Source organism: Pseudomonas sp. YuFO8, from assembly GCF_035065025.1.
Taxonomy (GTDB): domain Bacteria; phylum Pseudomonadota; class Gammaproteobacteria; order Pseudomonadales; family Pseudomonadaceae; genus Aquipseudomonas; species Aquipseudomonas putida_AE.
Genome location: NZ_JAXDEQ010000027.1, coordinates 20,659 through 41,989, shown reverse-complemented (window position 1 = coordinate 41,989; position 21,331 = coordinate 20,659). Strand labels below are relative to the sequence as shown.

24 protein-coding genes are annotated in these 21,331 nt (G+C 60.8%); 9 read left to right on the top strand and 15 right to left on the bottom strand.

Features of this window, described 5'->3' with window-relative positions:
• Both SOP95_RS21805 and SOP95_RS21800 read right to left on the bottom strand, forming a co-directional pair.
• A complete protein-coding gene (locus SOP95_RS21805) occupies positions 1-1,785 on the bottom strand; it encodes a GMC family oxidoreductase (RefSeq protein ID WP_274076727.1) in 1,785 nt (594 codons plus the stop codon).
• 2 nt (positions 1,786-1,787) lie between these two features.
• Positions 1,788-2,525 carry a gluconate 2-dehydrogenase subunit 3 family protein gene (locus tag SOP95_RS21800; RefSeq protein WP_323608278.1) on the bottom strand — a complete coding sequence of 246 codons (738 nt, stop codon included), beginning with the start codon at positions 2,523-2,525 and terminating at the stop codon, positions 1,788-1,790.
• A gap of 242 nt (positions 2,526-2,767) precedes the next feature.
• On the opposite strand from SOP95_RS21800, the gene SOP95_RS21795 reads away from it, so the two are divergent.
• Positions 2,768-3,733 (top strand): endonuclease, encoded by a 966-nt coding sequence (locus SOP95_RS21795; RefSeq protein WP_323608277.1) that lies wholly within the window; start codon positions 2,768-2,770, stop codon positions 3,731-3,733.
• Between the two features lie 68 nt (positions 3,734-3,801).
• Here the strand turns inward: SOP95_RS21795 and SOP95_RS21790 are convergent, their stop codons facing one another.
• The 3 genes from SOP95_RS21790 to SOP95_RS21780 all read right to left on the bottom strand — a co-directional run bounded on the left by SOP95_RS21790 (position 3,802) and on the right by SOP95_RS21780 (position 6,579).
• Entirely contained in the window at positions 3,802-5,127 is a 1,326-nt protein-coding gene (locus SOP95_RS21790; protein WP_323608276.1) for an LLM class flavin-dependent oxidoreductase, read from the bottom strand.
• A gap of 13 nt (positions 5,128-5,140) precedes the next feature.
• Entirely contained in the window at positions 5,141-6,088 is a 948-nt protein-coding gene (locus SOP95_RS21785) for an ABC transporter substrate-binding protein (RefSeq protein ID WP_323608275.1), read from the bottom strand.
• Positions 6,089-6,342: 254 nt separating this feature from the next.
• A complete protein-coding gene (locus SOP95_RS21780; protein ID WP_323608274.1) occupies positions 6,343-6,579 on the bottom strand; it encodes a hypothetical protein in 237 nt (78 codons plus the stop codon).
• A 143-nt stretch (positions 6,580-6,722) separates the two neighbouring features.
• Between SOP95_RS21780 and SOP95_RS21775 the strand changes: the two genes are divergently transcribed.
• From SOP95_RS21775 to arsH, 4 genes are read left to right on the top strand one after another with little or no spacing between them, the layout of a single operon-like run.
• Entirely contained in the window at positions 6,723-7,070 is a 348-nt protein-coding gene (locus SOP95_RS21775) for a metalloregulator ArsR/SmtB family transcription factor (protein ID WP_323608273.1), read from the top strand.
• A 23-nt stretch (positions 7,071-7,093) separates the two neighbouring features.
• Positions 7,094-8,383, top strand: a complete 1,290-nt coding sequence (locus SOP95_RS21770; RefSeq protein WP_274076720.1) for an arsenic transporter — start codon at positions 7,094-7,096, stop codon at positions 8,381-8,383.
• A gap of 28 nt (positions 8,384-8,411) precedes the next feature.
• Complete coding sequence (locus SOP95_RS21765) at positions 8,412-8,882, top strand: arsenate reductase ArsC (protein WP_274076719.1); 471 nt, start codon at positions 8,412-8,414, stop codon at positions 8,880-8,882.
• Positions 8,883-8,894: 12 nt separating this feature from the next.
• Positions 8,895-9,596, top strand: a complete 702-nt coding sequence (gene arsH / locus SOP95_RS21760; RefSeq protein WP_323608272.1) for an arsenical resistance protein ArsH — start codon at positions 8,895-8,897, stop codon at positions 9,594-9,596.
• A 14-nt stretch (positions 9,597-9,610) separates the two neighbouring features.
• Here arsH and SOP95_RS21755 read toward each other — a convergent pair whose 3' ends face one another.
• The 7 genes from SOP95_RS21755 to SOP95_RS21725 are packed head-to-tail and all read right to left on the bottom strand — an operon-like array spanning position 9,611 to position 15,905.
• Complete coding sequence (locus tag SOP95_RS21755; protein ID WP_323608271.1) at positions 9,611-10,978, bottom strand: ATP-binding protein; 1,368 nt, start codon at positions 10,976-10,978, stop codon at positions 9,611-9,613.
• Entirely contained in the window at positions 10,975-11,637 is a 663-nt protein-coding gene (locus tag SOP95_RS21750; protein WP_274076716.1) for a response regulator, read from the bottom strand. The genes SOP95_RS21755 and SOP95_RS21750 overlap by 4 nt, the downstream gene beginning before the upstream one ends.
• Before the next feature lie 11 nt (positions 11,638-11,648).
• Positions 11,649-12,293 carry a tetratricopeptide repeat protein gene (locus SOP95_RS21745; RefSeq protein ID WP_323608270.1) on the bottom strand — a complete coding sequence of 215 codons (645 nt, stop codon included), beginning with the start codon at positions 12,291-12,293 and terminating at the stop codon, positions 11,649-11,651.
• The gene (locus tag SOP95_RS21740) at positions 12,290-13,099 is read right to left on the bottom strand and encodes an SDR family oxidoreductase (RefSeq protein WP_274076714.1); all 810 of its coding nucleotides are present in this window, start codon (positions 13,097-13,099) and stop codon (positions 12,290-12,292) included. The genes SOP95_RS21745 and SOP95_RS21740 overlap by 4 nt, the downstream gene beginning before the upstream one ends.
• Positions 13,086-13,760 carry a TenA family transcriptional regulator gene (locus SOP95_RS21735; protein WP_274076713.1) on the bottom strand — a complete coding sequence of 225 codons (675 nt, stop codon included), beginning with the start codon at positions 13,758-13,760 and terminating at the stop codon, positions 13,086-13,088. Before SOP95_RS21735 ends, SOP95_RS21740 begins: the two co-directional genes overlap by 14 nt.
• Positions 13,757-15,238: an AMP-binding protein gene (locus tag SOP95_RS21730; protein ID WP_323608269.1), complete on the bottom strand. Its 1,482-nt coding sequence runs from the start codon at positions 15,236-15,238 to the stop codon at positions 13,757-13,759. The genes SOP95_RS21735 and SOP95_RS21730 overlap by 4 nt, the downstream gene beginning before the upstream one ends.
• Positions 15,228-15,905, bottom strand: a complete 678-nt coding sequence (locus SOP95_RS21725; RefSeq protein ID WP_323608268.1) for a thermostable hemolysin — start codon at positions 15,903-15,905, stop codon at positions 15,228-15,230. Before SOP95_RS21725 ends, SOP95_RS21730 begins: the two co-directional genes overlap by 11 nt.
• Before the next feature lie 138 nt (positions 15,906-16,043).
• Here SOP95_RS21725 and SOP95_RS21720 point away from each other — a divergent pair, with 138 nt between their 5' ends.
• The 3 genes from SOP95_RS21720 (at position 16,044) to SOP95_RS21710 (ending at position 17,499) form a co-directional block, all read left to right on the top strand.
• The gene (locus SOP95_RS21720; RefSeq protein ID WP_323608304.1) at positions 16,044-16,535 is read left to right on the top strand and encodes a GNAT family N-acetyltransferase; all 492 of its coding nucleotides are present in this window, start codon (positions 16,044-16,046) and stop codon (positions 16,533-16,535) included.
• A gap of 168 nt (positions 16,536-16,703) precedes the next feature.
• On the top strand, positions 16,704-16,946 hold the full coding sequence (locus SOP95_RS21715; protein ID WP_274076710.1) for a hypothetical protein: 243 nt from the start codon (positions 16,704-16,706) through the stop codon (positions 16,944-16,946).
• A 223-nt stretch (positions 16,947-17,169) separates the two neighbouring features.
• Positions 17,170-17,499: a hypothetical protein gene (locus tag SOP95_RS21710; RefSeq protein ID WP_323608267.1), complete on the top strand. Its 330-nt coding sequence runs from the start codon at positions 17,170-17,172 to the stop codon at positions 17,497-17,499.
• Positions 17,500-17,787: 288 nt separating this feature from the next.
• On the opposite strand, the gene SOP95_RS21705 is transcribed toward SOP95_RS21710, so the two are convergent.
• Positions 17,788-19,290 carry an aldehyde dehydrogenase family protein gene (locus tag SOP95_RS21705; protein ID WP_323608266.1) on the bottom strand — a complete coding sequence of 501 codons (1,503 nt, stop codon included), beginning with the start codon at positions 19,288-19,290 and terminating at the stop codon, positions 17,788-17,790.
• Between the two features lie 257 nt (positions 19,291-19,547).
• Here SOP95_RS21705 and SOP95_RS21700 point away from each other — a divergent pair, with 257 nt between their 5' ends.
• Positions 19,548-20,063, top strand: coding sequence for an HvfX family Cu-binding RiPP maturation protein (locus SOP95_RS21700; protein WP_274076707.1), 516 nt, complete (start codon positions 19,548-19,550; stop codon positions 20,061-20,063).
• A gap of 12 nt (positions 20,064-20,075) precedes the next feature.
• Here the strand turns inward: SOP95_RS21700 and SOP95_RS21695 are convergent, their stop codons facing one another.
• Entirely contained in the window at positions 20,076-20,336 is a 261-nt protein-coding gene (locus tag SOP95_RS21695; RefSeq protein WP_323608265.1) for a hypothetical protein, read from the bottom strand.
• Between the two features lie 55 nt (positions 20,337-20,391).
• A complete protein-coding gene (locus SOP95_RS21690; protein WP_323608264.1) occupies positions 20,392-21,330 on the bottom strand; it encodes a hypothetical protein in 939 nt (312 codons plus the stop codon).
• Position 21,331 lies beyond the last annotated feature (1 nt).

Genomic DNA, 21,331 nt, shown 5'->3' with positions numbered 1-21,331 from the left:
TTATGCCTGAACCAGCGGGCCGGGGTTCTTCAGGTACTGTTCGCGAATCGCCCGTGCCGACCAGTACGTCAGGGCGGCGACCAGACCCGTTGGGTTGTAACCCAGGCCTTGAGGAAACGCTGAAGCGCCAGGGACAAAAACGTTGTGCACGTCCCAGCACTGAAGATAACGGTTGATGGCACTGGTCTTGGGGTCAGTCCCCATGATTGCGCCGCCGTTGAGGTGCGTCGTCTGATAGGACGCCGTATTGAAATGATCCCCTACTTTCTTGCCAAGCACGGCAATGGTTTTAGGGTTCATGGCCTGGGCGATCTTGCTCATTTTTTCGACCATGAAACGATTCATTTTTATATCGTTTTCCTGCCAGTCGAACGTCATGCGCAAAAGCGGCAGCCCGTAGGCATCGCGGTAAACCGGATCCAGGTCAAGGTAGTTGCCGCGATAGGATTGATGCGCACCATGCGCGTCCATCGACACCTGATGGGTGTAGTAATCGGCGGTCGCCTTCTTCCAGCTGCTGCCCCAGGCCGGGGTGCCTGGCGGGTTCGATGTACCGGCGATTGGCCGACTCCCCGCCTGGTTGACCCACATCGGCGATCCGCCGACAAAACCGTGGGGGCCGTGATCGAAGTTATCGGCATTGAAGTCATCCACCGCCACGCCGTTGCCACCCGCACCGATAAAGTTGTTGGTGTGGGTGTCCTTGTCGAAGAAGGCCTTGATGGTGGCCATGTTCTGATAGGCAAAGTTCTTGCCCACTACCCCTTCCCCGGTCTTCGGGTCATAGGGTTTGCCAATGCCGGATAACAACATCAGGCGCACATTGTTGAATTGGAAAGCCCCAAGGATCACCAGGTCCGCCGGTTGCTCGACCTCTCGGCCTTGCGCATCGATGTAGGAGACGCCCGTGGCCTTGCGCTTGCTGCTATCGAGATTGACGCGCAGCACATGGGCGTTGGTGCGTAACTCAAAGTTCGGCACTTGGCGCAGGGCTGGCAGGATATTTACGTTGGGAGAGGCCTTCGAGTACATGTAGCACACGTAACCGCTGCAGAAGCCGCAGAAATTACAAGGCCCCATCTGTGCGCCATAAGGATTGGTGTAGGGTCCCGACGTATTGGCAGAGGGCAGGTTGTAGGGTTTATAGCCAACACTGAGTGCGGCCTTCTGGAACAACTGCGCCGAGTAGGTGTTCTTCTGCGATTCCAGAGGGAAATCACTGGAACGATCCGGCGCGTAGGGATTACCGCCCTTCCCTGCACCGACCAACTGGCCTTTCACTGTCCAGGCCTGGCCAGATGTGCCGAAGACCTTTTCGGCGAAATCGAAAAACGGCTCCAGCTCTTCGTAGGTGACGCCAAAGTCCTGGATGGTCATGTCCTTGGGAATGAAGTGCTTGCCGTAGCGCTCCTCGTAGTGGCTGCGCATCCTCAACTCGATGGGGTCGACGCGAAAATGCACGCCCGACCAATGCAGGCCCGCACCACCGACGCCTTTGCCGGGCAGGAACGCGCCAAGCTGCCGATTGGGCAACGCGACGTCATTGACGCTATGACGGATAGTCACCGTTTCCTTGGAGATGTCCTGGAACAGCTTTTTGCGCACGCTGTAGGTCAGCTCATCGATCACTTGCGGATAGTTTCCATCCGGATAGGTGTCCTGCATGGGGCCGCGCTCCAACGCCACCACCTGCAGTCCCGCCTCGGTCAGCTCCTTGGCCATGATGGCCCCGGTCCAGCCGAAACCGACGATGACCGCATCAACCTTTTTCAATACCGTCGCCATCTTCAAGCCCTCTCGCCACGAATCGACACTGCCGGGAAGGGGTACGGCTCGTTGCGCTCGACCCAATCCATGAAATCGGCGCGAGCGCCAGGGAAACCAATCTGGGTCCAGCCGACCATCCCTTTGTTACCGCCATGAATGGGGTCGCAGAAGAATCCTTCACGGGTGTTCTGCACCATCAGGCTGAAGAATGCTTTAACCGGAAAATCATCGAAAACCACCTCTCCGGACTCCATTTTGTGGAGAATACTGTCTCGGGTAGCGCTGTCTTGCGCAGCAAAAACTTTGCCGTAAGTGGTTTTGCACCACGCGTCCGTTGCCGCGATGCCCAGGCGGTAGAGTTGCTGCGGCGCCAATTGCAGTTGGTAACCCAGTTCAGGGGGAGCATCAGTCACAAATGGGCCCTGCATGTACCAGAGCGCACCTGTTGCGTAGGGCGTGTTCATCTGCCGATCGATAAATTCGGCTGCTCCCGCTTCAAGTGCACCGGGGCCAAGGTCGTCGGCAGGAATAAGGCGCGATACCACCGCCTGGACGAAAGCCCACTCTTCCTTGGTGAAAAAGCTGGGCGGGTAATCGCTCGCGGGGGGTGCGATCGGCGCTTTGGCGGTCGGGGCGCTATCGGTTGCCGCCAGTGCGTTCATGCCGAAACCGGTACTGGCCACCGTCACCACGGGAATCAGGGTCAGCGTTTTGCGCAGAAAGTCCCGGCGCGGGTTGTCTTGATCTTGCTCAGACATCACAAATCCTCATCAACAATTCGGTTGGGTGGCGCATCAATCTTGTTGGTTTTTGGACGCACTGGCTGGGAAAAAGCGGGGAATATATCGACGACCGAGACAAAATGAAACCGGTTTCAGAGCAGCTTGACAGCCGGGCAGCTGCAAACATTTATCGAGGTTGCGTTTACCCGAGAAAATACTGCAGCGGCCGTCGACGTCGTGCGTACAATGCGCGCCCCTTCATAAGCTAATGTTTTCCAATGAAAAAACTGCTGTCTGTAGTAGCGCTGACCCTCTCGGTAATCACCTGCGCATTCGCAAGCCCACCCTCGACCTTTTCCGAGGCCAAGGTCATCGCCAAGCAGAAAATCTATCTGGACCAGGCGAACAGCTCCATGGGCGAGTTGTATTGCGGCTGCAAATGGACGTGGGTGGGGAAATCAGGCGGACGTATCGATGCCGAGTCCTGTGGCCTCAAGGCCAGGAAGCAAGAGAATCGGGCAGAGCGCACTGAGTGGGAACATATCGTGCCCGCCTGGACATTCGGTAACCAACGCCAATGCTGGAAGAACGGTGGTCGGGAACACTGCGTGGATGATGATCCTGTGTTTCGCGCCATGGAAGCGGACCTGTTCAACCTCTACCCGTCCGTTGGCGAGGTGAACGGCGACCGAAGCAATTTCAACTACGGCATGGCTGCCGGCGTAGCGCCGCAGTATGGGCAGTGCAAGACGCGGGTTGATTTCGATCAACGTGCTGCGGAACCCCGTGACGAGGTCAAGGGGCTGGTCGCAAGAACAACCTTCTACATGTTCGACAGATACAAGCTGAGCATGTCCCGTCAGCAGCAACAGCTACTGATGGCCTGGGACAAGCAGTACCCGGTTTCGTCCTGGGAAAAAGAGCGGGATCGACGTATTGCAGCCATCATGGGGCACTCCAATCCATTCGTGACGGGCGAGCGTCGATGGTCGCAAGGGTATAAGGCAGTCGGTGAGGGCGTCGTCAGCGCGATGCCTGTTAACCCGCCGCGGGCAGCAGCCCAGCCGACCCTGGCGAGTACGAGCGCAGCAGGTTCGATCATCGGCAACCGCAATAGCCACATCTATCACCTCTCAATGGGGTGTCCTGGGTATGCTCAGGTGTCGACGAAAAACCAGATAACTTTTGACTCTGAATCTGCAGCCCAATCCGCGGGATATCGCAAGGCAGGAAACTGCAAGTAGCTGCGGTGACGCAAATGGCCGGTTCGGTGCGCAACACCGAGCCGGCCATTTGATACTCGATAGCGTGACTAGCGTTTGCCGCCGAATCGAGGAATCTCCAGACCCAGGCTTTCACGCAAGGTCGTACCTTCATACGCCCTGCGGTAGACACCACGCTCTTGCAGCAGCGGAACCACCTCGTTGGTAAAACGGTTGAACTGCTCAGGGTGGCCAATGTAGATGTTGAAACCATCCACCGCCCGGGCTTCGAACCAGTCAGCCATCTTCTGCGCAACCGTGTCCGCCGACCCGACGAAGGCACCCGGGCGCAGCTGTCGACCGAACTCTACGGCCTGGCGCAGCGTGAAACCTTTCTCCCGTGCCTGATCGGCAATACGTTTGGCCGCGGTGAAAAAACTGCTGCGCGCAGACTCCAGACTCTCCTGAGGGAACGGAGCATCGAGGTCGTATTGGCTGAAGTCATGCCAACCGAAGTTGCGGCCAAATTCCTTCAGCGCGAGCTCGAAGCTATGGTCGGCCTGATGGTAGTACTGCTCGATTTCACGCGCATGTTTGTCGTTGTCACCTACATGGATTTCGGCACCGGGCATGACCAGTAACTGCTCGGGATCGCGGCCAAGTCGCTGCGCCCTGCCCTTGATATCCTGGTAGAAAGCCTGGCCCTGCTCGACGCTGGCGGCATGGGTGAAGACCACATCCGCAGTGGCGGCGCCCAGATCGCGGCCCTGCTGCGAATCGCCGGCCTGGAAGATCACCGGCTGGCCTTGCTGTGAGCGTTGGATGTTCAGCGGGCCGACCACAGAGAAGTGTTCGCCCTGGTGATTCAGACGGTGCAGTTTGCCTGGGTCGAGAAACTGGCCCGTCGCCCTGTCGCGCACGAACGCATCCTCCTCATAAGAGTGCCACAGGCCCTGGACCACCTGGACGTGTTCGGCCGCCCGACTGTAGCGGGTGTCGTAATCGTAATGTTCGTCGCGACTGTAGTTGCCAGCGGTGCCGGCATCGCCGCTGGTGACGACGTTCCAGCCCGCACGGCCTTTGCTGATCAGGTCCAGTGATGCCAGGCGCCGCGCGACGTTATAGGGCGAGTTGTAGGAGGTCGTCAGCGTACCGACCAGACCGATATGTCGAGTGCTCACGGCAATCGCTGACAGCAGTGTCAGCGGCTCCAGGCGATTCAGGTAGTGGGATGGCGAGCCCGGTGTAATGAACTGGCTGTCGACGATGAACATCAAGTCGAACAGTGCCGCCTCGGCCTGACGCGCAATGTCGATGTACCAGTCGACATTGACGCTGGCATCGGCGGGCAATTGAGGGTCCAGCCACAGGTTGTGGCGGCCTGGCCCACCACACCCCATCGTCAGCGCGCCCAGTTTGAGCTGTCTTTTGGTCATGGCAAAAATATCCTTATTTGGCCAAGGCTGGCTGCAAGGAGGCAGCGAATGAATTGTCGAACAGGTTGGCTGCCGGGTAGGACTTGACCAGTCCCAGGCTTGCGAAAAAGTCCACGGTCTTCTGCGCCTCCATAGATGCCTGAGGGTTCAGTGGCTCGACAGTGGTTCGCGCTCGGGCAAACCAGGCACGCGCGATTTCAGCGTCAGCCCGGGTGCGTTTGGCCCAGGCATCGGCATAAGCGTTGGTATTGGCTGGATTTTGCAGCGTCCAATCACGCGCTTTCCTCAGGCGCTGGAGGAAATCACTGATTTGCGCGCGCTTGGCGTCGACGGAATTGGCGTTGGCGGCGATGAAGCTCTGGGCCGGGATCAATCCATCAGCCGTGGCCAGAATTCGCGCACCCTGGCGTTCCTGTTGTGTGACGTAGGGTTCCCAGGTAGCAATGACGTCAACCGACCCACCGTCCAGCGCATGGGAGGCATCCAGCGCACTGAGATAACGCAAATCCAGCGAGTCTCGTGGCACACCGGCTTTATCCAGCGCGGTCAGCAGCAGCTGCTGACTCCAGGAACCTTTCCAAATGGCCGCGCGCTTGCCCTTCAGATCCTCAAGACTGTGGATCGACGAATCCTTGCTCACAAGAATGGCCACACCGCCAAGACTTTGCCGGCCGACTGCAATCACCTTGATCGGTGCGCCCAATGCGCCCAGGAACAGCGCTGGCGCATCACCGAGCAGCCCGATATCGAGACTGCCGACATTGAGTGCCTCGGCGACAGGCGACCCTGCCGTGAACTGCTTCCACTCAAGGGTATAAGGCAGATCGTCAAGTACCCCCGCCGCCTCCATCACGGCCTGGGCGTTGTAACTTTGGTCACCCACCACCAGCGATTGCGCGTTCGCAGCAAGACACAGCCATGCAGCGGCCATCCCGGCCGCCAGTTTCGTCAGGTAACGCACGTTCGTCTCCAGATGCCTTTTCAGGCAAGTCAGGTCGATCCGCGCGCGCGGTCTCGGTACTATTTACAGGAATGGACGAGCCGATATGGGCTCGATAGGCATGCCGAAGCTTTTTCGCGATCACATCTGAATGCGGCCTGCTTTATACGATGAGGCCCTGACCACCTCTCGTAAAATACTCATTACGCATAACGTAATTCCATAAAAATGCAGTTTTTGCATGAATTACGACATCGAGGGTGCCGCAACTTTCGTCAATCGACTTCATCGACGACCCTGATCTGTGTCAGCCCCACCAGTTCAGCCTGCCATAGCACCTCCTCTGGCGTCGCATCCGCATTGGGCATGATCAGGCTGTTCTCGCCATCGCCAAAATGCAGTTGCAGCAGGTGCATCGCCGCCTCATGGATGGGCAACCGAGGTGGCTCGAGCTCGAACAGGTGGCTGCGGGGCTTGCCGTTGAACAGGTATTGCACGGTGTAGTGGTGCATGGGGGTTCCTCGTTTGTGCCCTGCCTTTGATGCCAGGCCTGTCTTATTGGCCAATGATCAGGAGCAAAGGTTCGATTCTTTACTTGCGCAGAACATATGGATATTCGTATATTTGATTATCCATATGTTTTAGGCCGACCCCAATGCTCACCCCTCCCGAGGTATTCAAAAACCTGGCTGACGAGACCCGCGCCCGCGCCACCTTGCTGATCGCCCACCAGGGCGAGCTGTGTGTCTGCGAGCTGATGTGTGCGCTGGACGACAGCCAGCCGAAGATCAGCCGTCATCTGGCGCAACTGCGCAGCAGCGGGTTGTTGCTGGATCGCCGTCAGGGGCAATGGGTTTATTACCGGCTGAATCCGGACCTGCCTGCCTGGGTGCACGAGATCCTGCAGGTGACGTTGCAGGGCAACGCCGATTGGCTGCAAAACAACGCGTCCCGCCTGCAGAACATGGACGGGCGCCCTGTGCGCGATGCTGCCTGCTGCTGAATCCCTGATCGAGTGAGTTTTCGATGCTGATTGCCTTTGCTGTTTTTGTCTTCACCCTCATTCTGGTCATCTGGCAACCCAAGGGGCTTGGTGTGGGCTGGAGCGCCGCGGCCGGTGCGATCATCGCGTTGGCGGTGGGTGCGGTGTCGCTGCAGGATATTCCCACGGTGTGGGCCATCGTCTGGAACGCGACCGCGACCTTTATCGCCATCATCATTATCAGCCTGTTGCTGGATGAAGCCGGCTTCTTCAAATGGGCCGCGCTGCATGTGGCGCGCTGGGCGCAGGGCAGTGGCTATCGCTTGTTCGCGTTTTGCGTGCTGCTGGGCGCGGCGGTGTCTGCGCTGTTCGCCAATGACGGCGCGGCGCTGATCCTGACGCCCATCGTCATGTCCATGCTGCTGGCGCTGCGTTTCTCGCCCGCCGCGACCCTGGCGTTCGTGATGGCTGCCGGGTTCATCGCCGACACCGCCAGCCTGCCGCTGGTGGTGTCCAACCTGGTGAACATCGTGTCCGCCGACTACTTCGGGCTGGGTTTTGCCGAGTATGCGTCGGTGATGGTGCCGGTGAACCTGGTCAGCGTCGCCGCCACCCTGCTGGTGCTGTTCCTGTACTTCCGTCGGGACTTGCCACCGCGCTATGACGTGGATGCGCTGCCGGCGCCGGAAACGGCGATTCACGACCGCGCCACCTTTGTCGTCGGCTGGTGGACGTTGCTGGGCTTGCTGGTCGGCCTGTTTGTCCTGGAGCCGCTGGGCGTTCCCATCAGCGCGGTCGCGGCGGCCTGTGCAGCGATTCTGTTCGCGGTGGCGGCCAAGGGTCACCGGATCTCCACCCGGCGCGTGTTGCGCGAGGCACCCTGGCAGGTGGTGGTGTTCTCGCTGGGCATGTACCTGGTGGTGTATGGCCTGAAAAACGCAGGGCTGACGGATTCGCTCACCCATGTACTAGACCGCCTGGCCGACTACGGCCTGTGGGGCGCCGCCATCGGCACCGGCCTGCTGTCCGCGCTGCTGTCGTCGGTGATGAACAACATGCCCAGCGTTTTGATCGGCGCGTTGTCGATCCAGGGCAGCGGCGCCGACGGCGTGGTGCGCGAGGCGATGATCTACGCCAACATCATCGGCTGCGACCTCGGCCCGAAGATCACCCCCATCGGCAGTCTCGCCACCCTCCTCTGGCTGCATGTGCTCGAGCGCAAGGGCGTGCGCATCACCTGGGGCTACTACTTCAAGATCGGCATCGTGCTGACCCTTCCGGTTCTGTTGATCACCCTTTCGGCCCTGGCGCTGCGCCTGAGCCTGAGTCTTTGACGCCGCCGTGAGCGGCAGGAGCAAATCCATGCGAGTCCTGTTCATGTGCACGGCCAACAGCTGCCGCAGCATCCTTTCCGAGGCCATGTTCAATCACCTGGCGCCGCACGGTTTCGAAGCGGTGAGTTCGGGGAGTTTTCCCAAGGGCCAGGTGCTGCCGCGCAGTCTTGTCACCCTGCAACAGGCCGGCATTGCCATCGACGGCTTGAGCAGCAAGGGCAATGACGCCTTCGAGGGCAACCCGCCGGATATCGTCATCACCGTGTGCGACAAGGCGGCGGGTGAATCCTGCCCGGTGTACTTCGGCCAGGCTGTGAAAGCCCATTGGGGCCTGGAAGATCCATCCGATGTGGTGGGTGATGAAGCGCTGGTCGACGCCGCCTTCCGCGCCACCCTGGCGCGCATCGAGCAACGCTGCAAGGCCTTCCTCGCCCTACCCTTCAACACTATCAGCCGCGATGAACTGAAACGCGAGCTGGATCGAATCGGCTCGCTCTGAGCAGGAGGAAAAATGTCAGACCACCTTCCCAACCTTGATCTCACGCTGTTCGACGGCCCGCAGATGCCGAACCAGCCCAGTGCGCACAAGCCGCGCATCCTGCTGCTGTACGGCTCGACCCGCGAGCGCTCGTTCAGCCGCCTGCTGGTCGAAGAAGCCGCGCGCCTGCTGGAGCACTTCGGCGCCGAGACGCGCATCTTCAATCCCTCCGGTTTGCCGCTGCCCGACGATGCGCCCGTCGCCCACCCCAAGGTCCAGGAACTGCGCGAACTGATGCAGTGGTCGGAAGGCCAGGTCTGGTGTTCGCCGGAACGGCATGGCGCGATGTCGGCCGTGTTCAAGGCGCAGATCGACTGGGTGCCCCTGGAGCTCGGCGCCGTGCGCCCCACCCAGGGCAAGACGCTGGCGGTGATGCAGGTGTGTGGCGGCTCGCAGTCGTTCAACGTGGTCAATCAGCTGCGTGTGCTGGGGCGCTGGATGCGCATGTTCACCATCCCCAACCAGTCCTCGGTGCCCAAGGCCTACATGGAGTTCGATGAGGCGGGCCGGATGAAGCCATCCCCGTACTACGACCGGGTCGTCGACGTGATGGAAGAACTGGTGAAATTCACCCTGCTGCTGCGTGATCGCCAGGCGTTCCTGGTGGATCGTTACTCTGAACGCAAGGAGACCGCCGAGCAGCTCATGGCCCGGGTCAACCAGCGTTCCCTCTGAAGGCAATGCCTGGTTTATGCGCGGCCAATTTCCAACGTCGCGCGCAAGCCTGCGGGGCTGCAATTCTCCAGTTTGATTTGCCCACCCAGGCGATCGGCAATGGCCTGGACGATGGTCAGCCCCAGCCCTGCTCCCTGGTCATTGCCGCGGCTGTAGAAACGCTCGAACAGCCGAGCGCGATCGTCCTCGTTGATGCCCGGCCCCTCATCTTCGACGGACAACTCAAGGACGTTTTGCCTGGCGGCCAGCGTGACCCTGATGAGTCCATGCAGCGGTGAGAAGTTCGCCGCATTGGTGACCAGGTTGTTCAGGGCGATATCAATCGCGGCGGGGTCTACCCGCATCAGGCCGATGTCGTCACTGACGTCGAACACCAGTTCCAGGTCCTTGCTCAACAACCAGGGCGTCAGCTGGATCAGGCTGTCGCGAACGGTGGCGGCCAGGTCGATGGGGGCAGGCGGTTGCGTGCCGGGATTGGGCTCGATACGCGCCATGGTGAGCAACTGGTTGACCAGTCGACTGGTACGGTCGACACCGGCAATCAGGTGTTCAAGGGATACGCGCCGCTCCGCGTCACTGCCCGCCTCCATCAGGTTTTGCGCATGCACCCGCAGCACCGCCAGGGGCGTGCGCATTTCGTGGGCGGCGTCGGCGATGAAGCGCCTCTCGCGCCCCATGATTTCCTGGATTTGCGCGAGCATCCGGTTGAGGGCGGCCTGCATCGGTTCAAGCTCGGTGGGCAGCGGCGTCAATTGCAGGGGCTCGAGTGAGCCGGGCTGCCTGGCCCGCAATTTGGCCGCCATATCGACCAGAGGCTTCAATCCCCAGCCGATGGCCAGCCAGATCATGGCGGCCAGCATCAGGCTTGCCAGGACATTGGGCCACAGCGTGTGGCTCACGATCCGATCGACCAGGTCCGAGCGCACGTCGTCGCGTTCGCCCACCCAGATGCGCAGGTTGTTTTGTTTGTCTTCGAGCAGGAAGGCGCGCCAATGCCGGTTTTTCAGGTCGACTACATCGCTGAAGCCCGGGGTAACCGGTGGCGCACTGAAGGACGGTGAGCTCGCCGTGTGCACCAGCAACTCGCCCTTGAAGTTCCAGACCTGAAAGGCAATCTTCGATTCATAGGGATGCCCGTCGACCCTGGGCGTCGCCTCGCTCAGCGCCTGATTGAAGGCCCGGTACAGATCGGCATGCTCCTGGCTCGCCAGGGGCATGCGCATGACGCCTTGCAGGAGGCGCGCGTTCTGGGCCAGTTGGGCATCGTAGACTTCGGCGATTTCGTGGTTGCTGTCGTGCAGGTTGAGCACGCTGATCACCGTCAGGCCCGCGAGCATCAGGCCAATGATCAAGGTCAGGGTGCGACGCCTGATCGAGGTCATCGGCGCTCCTCCACCAGGTAGCCGATCCCGCGGATGGTGCGGATCAGGTCGGTGGAGAACTTCTTGCGCAGGTGATGGATGTGCACTTCCAGGGTGTTGCTTTCGGCCTCCTCGTTCCAGCCGTAGAGCAACTGCATCAGATGATCGCGCGTCATCACCCGGCCAGGGGGCGACAGCAATTCGTGGAGCAACTGGTATTCCTTGGGTGTCAGGGCGACGGGCTCACCCTTGTAGCTGACTTGCTGGGTGCCTGGATTCAGGCTGATGCCGGCGTGTTCGATCAGCGCTTGTGCACGGCCGGCGCTGCGTCGCAGCAGCGCCCGTATGCGCGCTTTCAGTTCGGCCAGGTCGAACGGCTTGATCAGGTAATCGTCGGCGCCGGCATCCAGCCCGGCGATGCGGTCTTCGGTGGCATCACGCGCGGTCAGGATCAGCACCGGCAGGTTGGAGCCACCGTCGCGCAGCTGCCTGAGCACCTGGAGGCCGTCCATGCGCGGCAGGCCAAGGTCGAGTACCGCCAGGTCAAAGATTTCACTGAGCAGCGAGTGCAAGGCGCTGCTGCCGTCCTGCAACCAGTCGACGGTGTAGCCTTCTCGACTGAGGGCCTGGTGAATGCCCTCGCCGAGTGCCACGTCATCCTCTATCAGTAATAAGCGCACACGGACTCCTGTCAGCCGAGTTTCTTGTTCACGTCCACCAACAGCGCTTCAATCTCTTTGCGCCGCCCGGCGTCGGCGCTTTCGCGGCCGGGACGCGGCGCGGCCAGCAAGGCTTTCTGCAGGGCGGCCCTGGCCTCGACGTAACGCTTTTGACGGTAGAGGTGATCGCCCCAAAAGTACAGGCTGTCGATACCGTTGGGGTTCATTTGCAAGGCCACCTTGAGCAATTGTTCGGCCTTGTCCGAGTCGCCAAAACCAATGGGCCAACCCGGCACCCGGTCGTACAGCGCACCAAGGCTGGTGTAGGCAGAACCTTGCAGGGCCTTGGGGTCCAGGGTCAGGGCTTTTTCCAGGTCGGCCCTGGCCGCCCTGACCTTGCCCAGCGCCCCGAGCCCGCCTTGGGCACCGGCCCAACTGCTGGTGACGATACCGGACCAGATCCAGGCCTCTGCGACTGCCTGGCGTTCCTGGGTGAAGCTTGCAGCTTGCGCGGCGAGTTTTTCGAAGGCCGCGGTGCGTTGATCCTCTGGCAACTCGTACTGAATATGCGCCCAGCTTTGCTGGATGCCGTTGAGGCGTTGCTGGTCGGCGGCATCCAGCGCCCAGACACTCTGGCTCAAGACGCCGCACAGCAGGCAGGTGATGATCTTTTTCATGGCTTGAGTTTCTCCTCGTCGGGTTTCTGGCTCAGGTGGCGGATCAGCGGCAATTGCTTGCGCAGGCCGCGGTCTACCAGGTGCGGCAGCAGACTGTTGAGGCGCACGAAAAAGCGCTCCGGCCAGCCCAGGTAAAGGTCACGACGGTCACCGGCGATGGCGTGAATCACGGAAGCTGCCACCGCCCGCGGATCGTCGACATTGGCCTTGAGCGCATCGTTGAGCGCCTGGGCCGCCGGGCTGTTCATGCTGGTACGGGTGGCGCGGGGGGCGACGTAGAGTACGCTGACCCGGGTGTCCGCCAGCTCCCGGCGCAGGGCTTCGGAAAACCCGCGCAGGGCGAACTTGGTCGCGCAATAGCTGGCGTATCCGGGGTATCCGATGGAGCCATAGGTTGAACCGACGTTGACCACCATGGCACTGTCGGCCTGCTTGAGCAGTGGCAGCAGCAGTTTGGTCAGGCAGATCGGCGCGCTGATGTTCACCGCCAGCATCGCGTTGATCTCACTGTCGTCCAGTTGTTCGAGCATGGCGAAATGATTGACCCCGGCGGCATTGATCAGCAGGTTGATGCCACCGATGCTTTCCGCTTCCGCCAGCACTTCTCGGCGCTCGGCGAGCAGCGTCAGGTCAGCGCCGATCCAGAACAGGTTGCGCGGATACTGCTCGAGCAGCGCCGCCAGCGGTTGCCGATTGCGTGCCACGGCCAATACCCGGGCGCCGCTGGCGCACAGGGCCGTGGCAATGGCCAGGCCGATGCCGCCGCTGGCGCCGGTCAACACCACGCGGGCTTCAGACAGGCGCATGCCGGCTCTCCCCGTCATGCGGCAGGCCGCGGAACATATCGGTGTACAGCCGGTAGACCACGGTGGAGGCGTGAATGACGGCGGCCTGGTCGTCCGGATCTTCCAGCCTGTTCATCAGTCGGCGGTAGATCTGCATGTGCTCGATATCCAGTGAGCCGTGGGAACTCAAGTAGCTGAAGGCGCTTTGCGGCAAGTACAGGCGTTGGCGGATGCTGTCGGCGGCCTGGGTGGCCAGGGCAATGCTGGTGCCTTCGAGCACGTTGACCATGCCGAACAGCCCCACCGGGTTGCCCCGGGCAATCAGGTCGTAGAGAAAGCTGACCATCAATTCGATCGCCATGGACGGACGCCCGGTGCGCACAGCATCCCTGTCACCGCCGCAGGCTTCGATGTCATCGAGTACCCACTTTTCGTGGCCGTATTCATCCTCGATGTACTCACAGACCGCCTCACGCAGCCATTCCAGGCGCGACGGCAGGCGCGCACCGCAGGCCATCATCAAGGGGACGGTATGGCGCACGTGGTAATAGGCTTGCGCCAGGAAGGCCTGGTAACTGTCCAGGCTGACGTTGCCCTCCAGGGCATCACGGATGATCGGCACGTTGAACAGCTCAGTGCGTTGTTGATGCGTGGCTTCTTGCAGCCTGTCAAAAAAACTCATGGTGCGGATTCCTCGGAAAATGCGTATTCACTGAGTTGCTCCCGGTAGCGCTCGACGATGGCGTCCCGCCGGGGCCGGCCATTGGCGGTGAGCAAACCGTTGGCGGCCGTGAAGGGTTGATCGAGACGGGTCCAGCGATGGACCCGGGCGTAGTCGGGTAACGCCTGATTGGCCTGGCTGACGGCGGTAGCCAGTTGCTCGTCGCTGCAATCGGGGCGATGGGGCCAGAGCAGCGCATGGTTGTGCGCCATCGCCTCGCCATGCACGAAGGCCTGGGCGATCAGCCCGCGCTGGGTCAATTCGGCCTCCACCCACTCCGGATTCACGTTGCGCCCGAAACTGGTGACGAACTGATGTTTCTTGCGGCCCTTGAGGTAGAGAAAACCCTCGGCGTCGAACTCGCCGAGATCACCGCTGGGCCACCATGCCGCGGTATGGGGCGCCTCGCCCAGGTAGCCGAGCAAGGTGCAACCCTTGATCAGCACTTCGCCGTCGTCCGCCAGGCGGATCTCTACATGGGGCAAGGGCTGTCCGACGCTGCCGGGACGGTGCGCCTGTGGGCGATTGAGGCACACCACCGAGGCGCACTCCGACAGTCCGTACCCTTCGTAGACCGGCACGCCCACCCGCTGTGCACGACGCAGCAGATCCTCGGAAACCCGGGCACCGCCCACGGCGGCAAAACGCAGGTGCCGTGGGTCGAAGGCGTGCTGTTCGGCAGCACTGACCAGCATCAGCAGCAACTGCGGCACCAGGATCAGGCTCTGCGGCGCCCGGTTGGCCAGGCACCCCAGCAGTTGCGGCACATTCACCCCGCTGGCGCCTTCAATCCCTAAGGTTTTCGCGCCGGGCAGGCTCAAGGTCGCGCCGGCGTACAACGCGGCATAACAACCGATGTTCTCCAGCAGGATGGCCAGTGGCAGCAGCGCCAGATGGTGTTGCGGGTGGGTGGGTTTGCTGGCCTGATCCAGCTCGCGGCTGACCCGCAGGATGCTGTCGGCACTCAGGCACACTCCCCTGGGCGTACCGGTGGTGCCCGAGGTGAAGGTCAACTTGGCCGTGCCTTCAGGCATCACACTCGGACCGCTGAAACTACGGCGCCAGAAGTCGCCGTCCGTTTGATAGCCAGCCGCTTGCAGTTCGTCGTGCAGGTGCGGTTCGGCGATGACCCGTTCGGCGCGGCTCTGCTCCAGGCAGTGCCTGCGTTGCGCCGGGCTGAAAAAGCCCGGCAAGGCGACACAGGCCAGGCCGGCGAACAGTGCGGCCAAGTCCCAGAGCATGGCCTCGACACCGTTGTCCAGCGCCAGGGCCACGACCTCGATCTGCTCATCGCGCAGCCGCTGCTGGCGCTTCATCACTTCGGTATACAGCGTGGCGTAGTCCAGTTTCAGCTGATCGCCCCACAACGCCGTGACTTTTGCCTGATCCTCGGCATGGCTGCGCAGGGTCTGTTCGAACAGTTCCAGCTCAGGCGACATGGCAGCATGCCTCACTCGACGTCGGCAAACCCAGGCGACTGAACAACCCGATATTGCGCAAATGAATGAAGCCGGCGCGGATGTTGCCAACGTGAACCCAAGGCTTGCTTTCGTAGTAACTGCCCCAGGCGTGGCGGTCATCGCCGAGCCGCGCAGGGTCGGCGGCGCACAGCGTCACGGGCTTCAAACCCAGGCGATGAAAGCTGTTGACCAAGCCCAGGTTGCCGGTAAAGGCCACCCATTCCAGGCCTCCCATGGCCAGCAGGTAGGTCATCGCGATGATGCTCATGCGCGCGTTTGCGGTGTCGCTGGCGGCCAGATTGCCCACCTCGACGATGGCCGACCGCTCTACGGCCTGGTCTGCCGTGGCGCTGATCAGCGGATCGATCGCTTCATCCAGGTAACACTCCAGGAACAGCGGTCCGGTGCTCGCCAGGCGCACACCCACTACTGCACAGAGCGCATCGTTGGCATCAAGCATGCCGAACAGTTCAGGCATGAAATGGCGAATGTCGGCGCCGTGGGCCTTGCGAAAACGTTGCTGGATAAAGGTTTCGAAGGCACACCGTTGCGGGTCGTAGGGCAAGGCCCTGGCGAGGTGCAACCGCGGCGTTTCGGCCTGGCCAAACTGCAGCGGCAACTGAACATTCCAGTTGAAATCGGACATTGGAAAATACCTCCCCCGGATCTATTGGGGAGGAGTATCGACGGCGTTTCTTAACGAAGTCTGAAGGTGATCGAAAGAAGCTGGATGGTGTAGGCCATAATGACGCGTATTGCACTGCAATCGGCGGGGACCTTCCAGATGATCTCGATTGAACTGCACGCGGCCCGGCGCGATGAGCTGCAGACCCTTGAAAACCTGATGCAGTTCTACACCTATGACTTCAGCGAGTGGGTGCCGCTGGCACTGGGCGAGCAGGGTCTTTTCAGCCTGATGTCCCTCTCGGACTACTGGCGAAAACCCGCGACCCAGCCTTTTCTGATCAAGGTCGACGGAGAGTTGGCCGGATTCGTGACCGTGGATGATGAAGTCCATGTACCCGACGCCCGCCACAACATCGGTTACCTGTTCGTCAGTCGGCGCTTTCGTGGCCAGGGTGTCGCCAGATTTGTCGTGTCCACTCTGTTGAACCGCCTCCCTGGTCGATGGCAAATTTTCCATGTCGAGGCGAACCGGCCGGCGCGGCTGTTCTGGGCTGCCGTGATGCCCGAGCTCACGCAAAACCGGTTCAGCCTGCATCAGCTGTCGATCCAGGGGTTGCCGTGCAGCGTTTATTGTTTCGAAACGCCGTAAACCCTGTAGGAGCCGGCTTGCCGGCGAAGGCGTTGAAAGTCCAACACAAGGCTCAAGGACGCCATCGCCGGCAGGCCAGCTCCCACAATAGATCGGGTAAAGCCGCGAGCTTCGCCGGCAAGCCCCCTCCCTTTCTAATTCCAAATCAGCTTTGTCGGACAATATGTAGTGAACAAAAATATTCACTACAAAACCGTTGACGCCTTCGATTTGCCCTTGCATGATGCAGACGTCTCCCCGATCGGGAGTACTGGCAACACGCTTGAGCAAGCTCGTCTGACCGCCGAGCTGTTTTTTCCGGATACACGCTGCCCACAAGGCAGATTGAAGAAGCTGACCTGGCCTGAACGTCCAGTACAAGGGCGAGAAGCGCTGGCGATCCATCCTCATGATGCTTGTGGCCGACCCTGAAAAGGTCGGCAGGGGCCAAAGGTTATCGCCGCTTCTCTTCGTTGTGACGCTATTGCGTAGCAGTTATTCAACACGACTACATGCAACAGACGCGGGACCCCGTCGATTTCGACGGACGACTGCTGACGTCCTGGTTTCGGTGCCAGGGATCAACTAACCGATGGGCTACCTGTATTAGCGAATCAACTTTGAAAGATCACCAAATGGTCAAGGGGTTTTTATGATGAATCTGAACAATCAACCAACTATCGAAGAACTGGCTCGTATGTTCGCTGCGCAAAAAGACAGCCATGACAGCCATATCCTGTGGATCAGCAAGTCGGGCGAAGTTCAAATCGACTGCCTGTCTCCACACGCCCATGAAGCGGAGTTCGACCAGAACAACGAGAACCTGCTTGCCCGACTGAAGATGTACCGTCGCGGCCAGGGCTATGTCGGCAAGAAAGCCGCGGCCGACAAGGACTTCATCGGTAATGTTCTGCAAACGCTAAAACAGGCCTGGGCCTCGCTGCAGAACCAGAACGAAGTTCGGGTGATTGATCGGTTCTACTGATTAGAATTTAACTTATTAAAAAAAGGGCCTGCTCCCAATAAGAGCAGGCCCTTTTTAGTGCCTGATATTCCTAACCACCACAGATCCAGTGTGGGAGCGGGCTTGCTCGCGAATGCGTCGGGTCAGCCAACGTCAATGTCAGCTGATAGACCGCATTCGCGAGCAAGCCCGCTCCCACAAGGAGATTTGTGGTGATCAAGAAAATTCAGTGCCCATCTGGTGTAAAGCCGTCGAAGCCGCCTGAGCTTGACCGCAGCGACCGCCCAGGCAGCCGCTGCGGCAATCTTTTTAGCGTTTGACCGACAGATCGACCTGGGTCATGCGACTGCGAATGGTGAACACACCATCGCCCGAGAGAATCGCGCTGCGCGCAAACAGGCGACCGCTCTCCCAGTTCGACAGGCCCAGTTCCGGCTTGTTGAGTGCGTACTGACCATCGACCCAACGGGTGATCCCGTTGCCGACAAAGGGCGCGTTGACCGCGTTGTAGAAGCGTTCCTGGGTCGCGGCATCTTCACTGAGCAGCGACACGGTGAATTGCGGGCTGTAGAGGTTGAACAAGGCGATGGCGCTGTCCAGGTCGTCGACGATCTTCAGGCTGACTTCCGGCGTCTCTTCCCATTCCCACTCGCGACCCAGTTGATCTTCCGGCAAGGATTCGGCCTGAGCTTCCGTGCGATAGCCTTCGGCGCGGTAGACCTCGACGCTCGCGGTCTGCCAATCCGCCGGCACGAACGCTTCGCTACCTTCGACGATGTGCAACTTGCAGCCCTGGCTGCGTGCCTTGCCGGCCTGATGCAGCGCGTCGAGAAACAGCGGTACCAGTTCCGCGGCGCGATCGCGCTGGATCAGGCATACGTTCAGGGTATTGCAGACCTTGCGGTCGAGGGAGTTGCGCACCACGGAGGCGAAGCGCTTGGCATCGGCGTCGGTGTCGGCGATCAACCAGGCGCCGCCAGTTCCGTGAAGGCTGACGGCAGTGCCGGCCTGTTGCGCGATGCTGCCCAGTTGACTGACGGCACGTCCCGAACCACGGGCCACGGCCAGTGACAGGCGGCGGTCGGCAAACATCGCCCAACCGGCGGCGTGATTGACGCTTTCCACCAGTGAAACCGCACCAGTCGGCAGCCCGGCGTCGTTCAGCGCCGGGTTCAGTGCGTGGGTGACGATGGCCTGGGCCGTGCCCAACGCATCGCTGCCAATGCGCAGCACCGCGGTGTTCCCCGTGCGCAACACCCCGGCAGCATCGGCGAAAACGTTCGGCCGACCTTCGAAGACGAACGCGACGATGCCCAACGGCGAGACCACTTGTTCGACTTTCCAGCCGTCGTGCTCGACGCAACTGATCACTTTGCCGCGGGTGGCCGGCGCATCGCGCCAGGCGCGCAGGCCTGCGATCATGTCGCGGCGCATGCGCTCATCGGCAAGCAGGCGCGTGGTCGAGCGGCCACGGGCCTTGGCCCGTTCGATGTCGGCCAGGTTCGCGGCCTCGATCAGGGCCCAGCACTCGGGCGTCTCCAGGCGTTGCGCGAACAGATCGAAGAAGGCGCTGATGGCCTGGTCCGACACCGTCGACATCACCTTGAACGCCGCTTGTGCACGCTCGATCGCCACCGCTGCGGCTTGCTGGTCCGCCACCGGGATCAACAACAGCTCGCCGCTGACCTGCTCCACCAACAGGTGGTCACCGGGCTGGAAGCGTGCCGCCAGTTCGGGGCTGACCACAGTGACACGGTTACCGGCGAAAGGGATTGGCGTGCCAGCGACTAGACGTTCGAGCGCAAGAGACATGAAGCGGTATCACCATGCAAAGGGCGGGCGGAAAATGTATAGCAAAAGTCCCCGAGCGTCATCCGCCGCCCCCATCGCCCAAGACAGCTGCCCAGTGTTGCACCTGGTTACGTATCAAAGTGTGTACAGCCCCACCCCAGACACACCACGCCTTCATTTCCCCGCACAAACGACACACCGCAGATACACCCGGTTGATGAAATACATCTCAACGGGCACCCCACCGCCCGACTTCCCTGCCTCGAAGGAAATCAACCATGAGCGCCACTATTTCATCGGCCGTCAAAGGCCTGCACCTGAACCTTGACCGTGCCGGCAGCTGGATAGCGCCACTGACCCTGCGGGTGTTCCTCGCCTGGGAATTCTTCGAATCAGGCCTGGAGAAATTCAATGGCGAGAACTGGTTCGCCGACATCCAGGACCGCTTCCTGTTTCCGTTCAACCACCTGCCGGCCACGTTGAACTGGGAATTGTCGATGTGGGTGGAGCTGATCTGCGCCCTCGCCCTGCTGGTGGGCCTGGCCACACGGTTCTCGGCGATCAGCCTGATCGTGGTGACCATCGTCGCGACCGCCGCGGTGCACTGGCCGGCCGACTGGTCGACCTTGAGCGAACTGGCCCAGGGTTACTCCATCAGCAACAAGGGTTTCGGCAATTTCAAACTGCCGCTGATCTACCTCGCCGCCCTTGTGCCGCTGCTGCTGTCCGGCCCTGGAAAGTTAAGCCTCGATGCCTTGCTGGCCCGATGCTTCTGGCGCCGCGCTCATCTGTAAAACGCTGCCGGATCAGAGCTGGTTGGTCATCGCCATGTTCACGAACCGGGTATCGAAGCGCAGCTTGATGTTGTTTTTGTCGCCCAGGGTTGAGCCATCGGCGAACTGCATGCCCACCGCGTCAGCACTGGTGGCCGCTTGACCCAGCAAACCCTTGGCGAAGGAAAAGGTGCGGACCTTGTCCATGGTGTGGCGGATAGCCTCGGAGCTGGCGAATTCGTAGGCCGTGGTTGGCGTGTAGAACAGCATGGTCTGGGTAACGGTAAAACACACACGAGAATACCTTCATGGGAACCTCACGGGTTATGAATGGGATGACGCAATGAGTTCAAACGAGCGGCTGGGTATAGCGGCTCAATGTCGGGGATTCGCGCTCATTCCACTGCGCGGCGCTGCGGGTGAACCCGGTGGATTGCGCGTAGCTGACGTGCGGTTCCAGCGTGTCGATGATGAACAGGCGTTCGCAGGCCAGCCCATCAACCAGCAATCGCTGGATGATGTGAACGCTGTCAGCCTGCAGTTCGAAGCCGTCCAGTGGGATCAGGGTCTGCCCCACGCGCGCGGCACAGGTCGAGAGCGTTACGTTGTAGCCCTCGTCGAGCGAGCCTTGGGCCACCGATGTTTCGAAGTTGAACGCACGGCGCAGCCATTGCGGGTCATCCGCGTATTGAGCGACCAACTCACGCAGGGGCACACCTCCCTCGAGCGGATGTGAACGCCCCAGCACCAGCGCCGCATATTCACCACAAACGATCAATCCCCCGCCTCGATGACGCACGATGCCGCTCTCCAACTCCTTTTCCTCCAGCAGCCGCAGGCCTATCAATGCGCCGGGCGCCGACAATTGCAGACGCCAGTCTTCGACATAGGCCCCGCTGGGCGAGAACTCGATCATGCAGTTGCCGATACGCTTGAGCAGCCCTGGCTCGGGCCAGCGATTGTGCAACTGCAAGGACGTGTCGGTGTGCCAACTGAGAATCTCGCCTTCCCATGAACACAAGGCTTCCCAGCCTTCGTAGTTGGCCAGTCGCTGCAGTTCTTCCGCGCTGTACGCCAGCAACGGTTTGGCTTGCACCTGGTGTTCTTCCAGCGGCAAGCGCAAATCAATGGTGAAGTTACGGCTCTGGAACCAGCACACGTGGGTCTGGGTATCGGTCAGGCCATCGGCAAAGCTGATTGCCCGGCGCTTGTAGAAACCCAGCATCCAGTCTGGAACGCCTTGGGTCGGTTGCTGCGGGTAACGAGCGACAAGTTCATTGAGGTGCATA

Bases quoted from the DNA above. Each gene is read 5' to 3' on its own strand.
- SOP95_RS21795 (WP_323608277.1), top strand. From the start codon at position 2,768: ATGAAAAAACTGCTGTCTGTAGTAGCGCTGACCCTCTCGGTAATCACC.
- SOP95_RS21775 (WP_323608273.1), top strand. From the start codon at position 6,723: ATGCTCACCCCTCCCGAGGTATTCAAAAACCTGGCTGACGAGACCCGC.
- SOP95_RS21765 (WP_274076719.1), top strand. From the start codon at position 8,412: ATGCGAGTCCTGTTCATGTGCACGGCCAACAGCTGCCGCAGCATCCTT.
- SOP95_RS21745 (WP_323608270.1), bottom strand. From the start codon at position 12,293: ATGAAAAAGATCATCACCTGCCTGCTGTGCGGCGTCTTGAGCCAGAGT.
- SOP95_RS21770 (WP_274076720.1), top strand. From the start codon at position 7,094: ATGCTGATTGCCTTTGCTGTTTTTGTCTTCACCCTCATTCTGGTCATC.
- SOP95_RS21740 (WP_274076714.1), bottom strand. From the start codon at position 13,099: ATGCGCCTGTCTGAAGCCCGCGTGGTGTTGACCGGCGCCAGCGGCGGC.
- SOP95_RS21735 (WP_274076713.1), bottom strand. From the start codon at position 13,760: ATGAGTTTTTTTGACAGGCTGCAAGAAGCCACGCATCAACAACGCACT.
- SOP95_RS21790 (WP_323608276.1), bottom strand. From the start codon at position 5,127: ATGACCAAAAGACAGCTCAAACTGGGCGCGCTGACGATGGGGTGTGGT.
- SOP95_RS21690 (WP_323608264.1), bottom strand. From the start codon at position 21,330: ATGCACCTCAATGAACTTGTCGCTCGTTACCCGCAGCAACCGACCCAA.
- arsH (WP_323608272.1), top strand. From the start codon at position 8,895: ATGTCAGACCACCTTCCCAACCTTGATCTCACGCTGTTCGACGGCCCG.
- SOP95_RS21725 (WP_323608268.1), bottom strand. From the start codon at position 15,905: ATGTCCGATTTCAACTGGAATGTTCAGTTGCCGCTGCAGTTTGGCCAG.
- SOP95_RS21705 (WP_323608266.1), bottom strand. From the start codon at position 19,290: ATGTCTCTTGCGCTCGAACGTCTAGTCGCTGGCACGCCAATCCCTTTC.
- SOP95_RS21700 (WP_274076707.1), top strand. From the start codon at position 19,548: ATGAGCGCCACTATTTCATCGGCCGTCAAAGGCCTGCACCTGAACCTT.
- SOP95_RS21805 (WP_274076727.1), bottom strand. From the start codon at position 1,785: ATGGCGACGGTATTGAAAAAGGTTGATGCGGTCATCGTCGGTTTCGGC.
- SOP95_RS21720 (WP_323608304.1), top strand. From the start codon at position 16,044: ATGATCTCGATTGAACTGCACGCGGCCCGGCGCGATGAGCTGCAGACC.
- SOP95_RS21710 (WP_323608267.1), top strand. From the start codon at position 17,170: ATGAATCTGAACAATCAACCAACTATCGAAGAACTGGCTCGTATGTTC.
- SOP95_RS21780 (WP_323608274.1), bottom strand. From the start codon at position 6,579: ATGCACCACTACACCGTGCAATACCTGTTCAACGGCAAGCCCCGCAGC.
- SOP95_RS21755 (WP_323608271.1), bottom strand. From the start codon at position 10,978: ATGACCTCGATCAGGCGTCGCACCCTGACCTTGATCATTGGCCTGATG.
- SOP95_RS21730 (WP_323608269.1), bottom strand. From the start codon at position 15,238: ATGTCGCCTGAGCTGGAACTGTTCGAACAGACCCTGCGCAGCCATGCC.
- SOP95_RS21800 (WP_323608278.1), bottom strand. From the start codon at position 2,525: ATGTCTGAGCAAGATCAAGACAACCCGCGCCGGGACTTTCTGCGCAAA.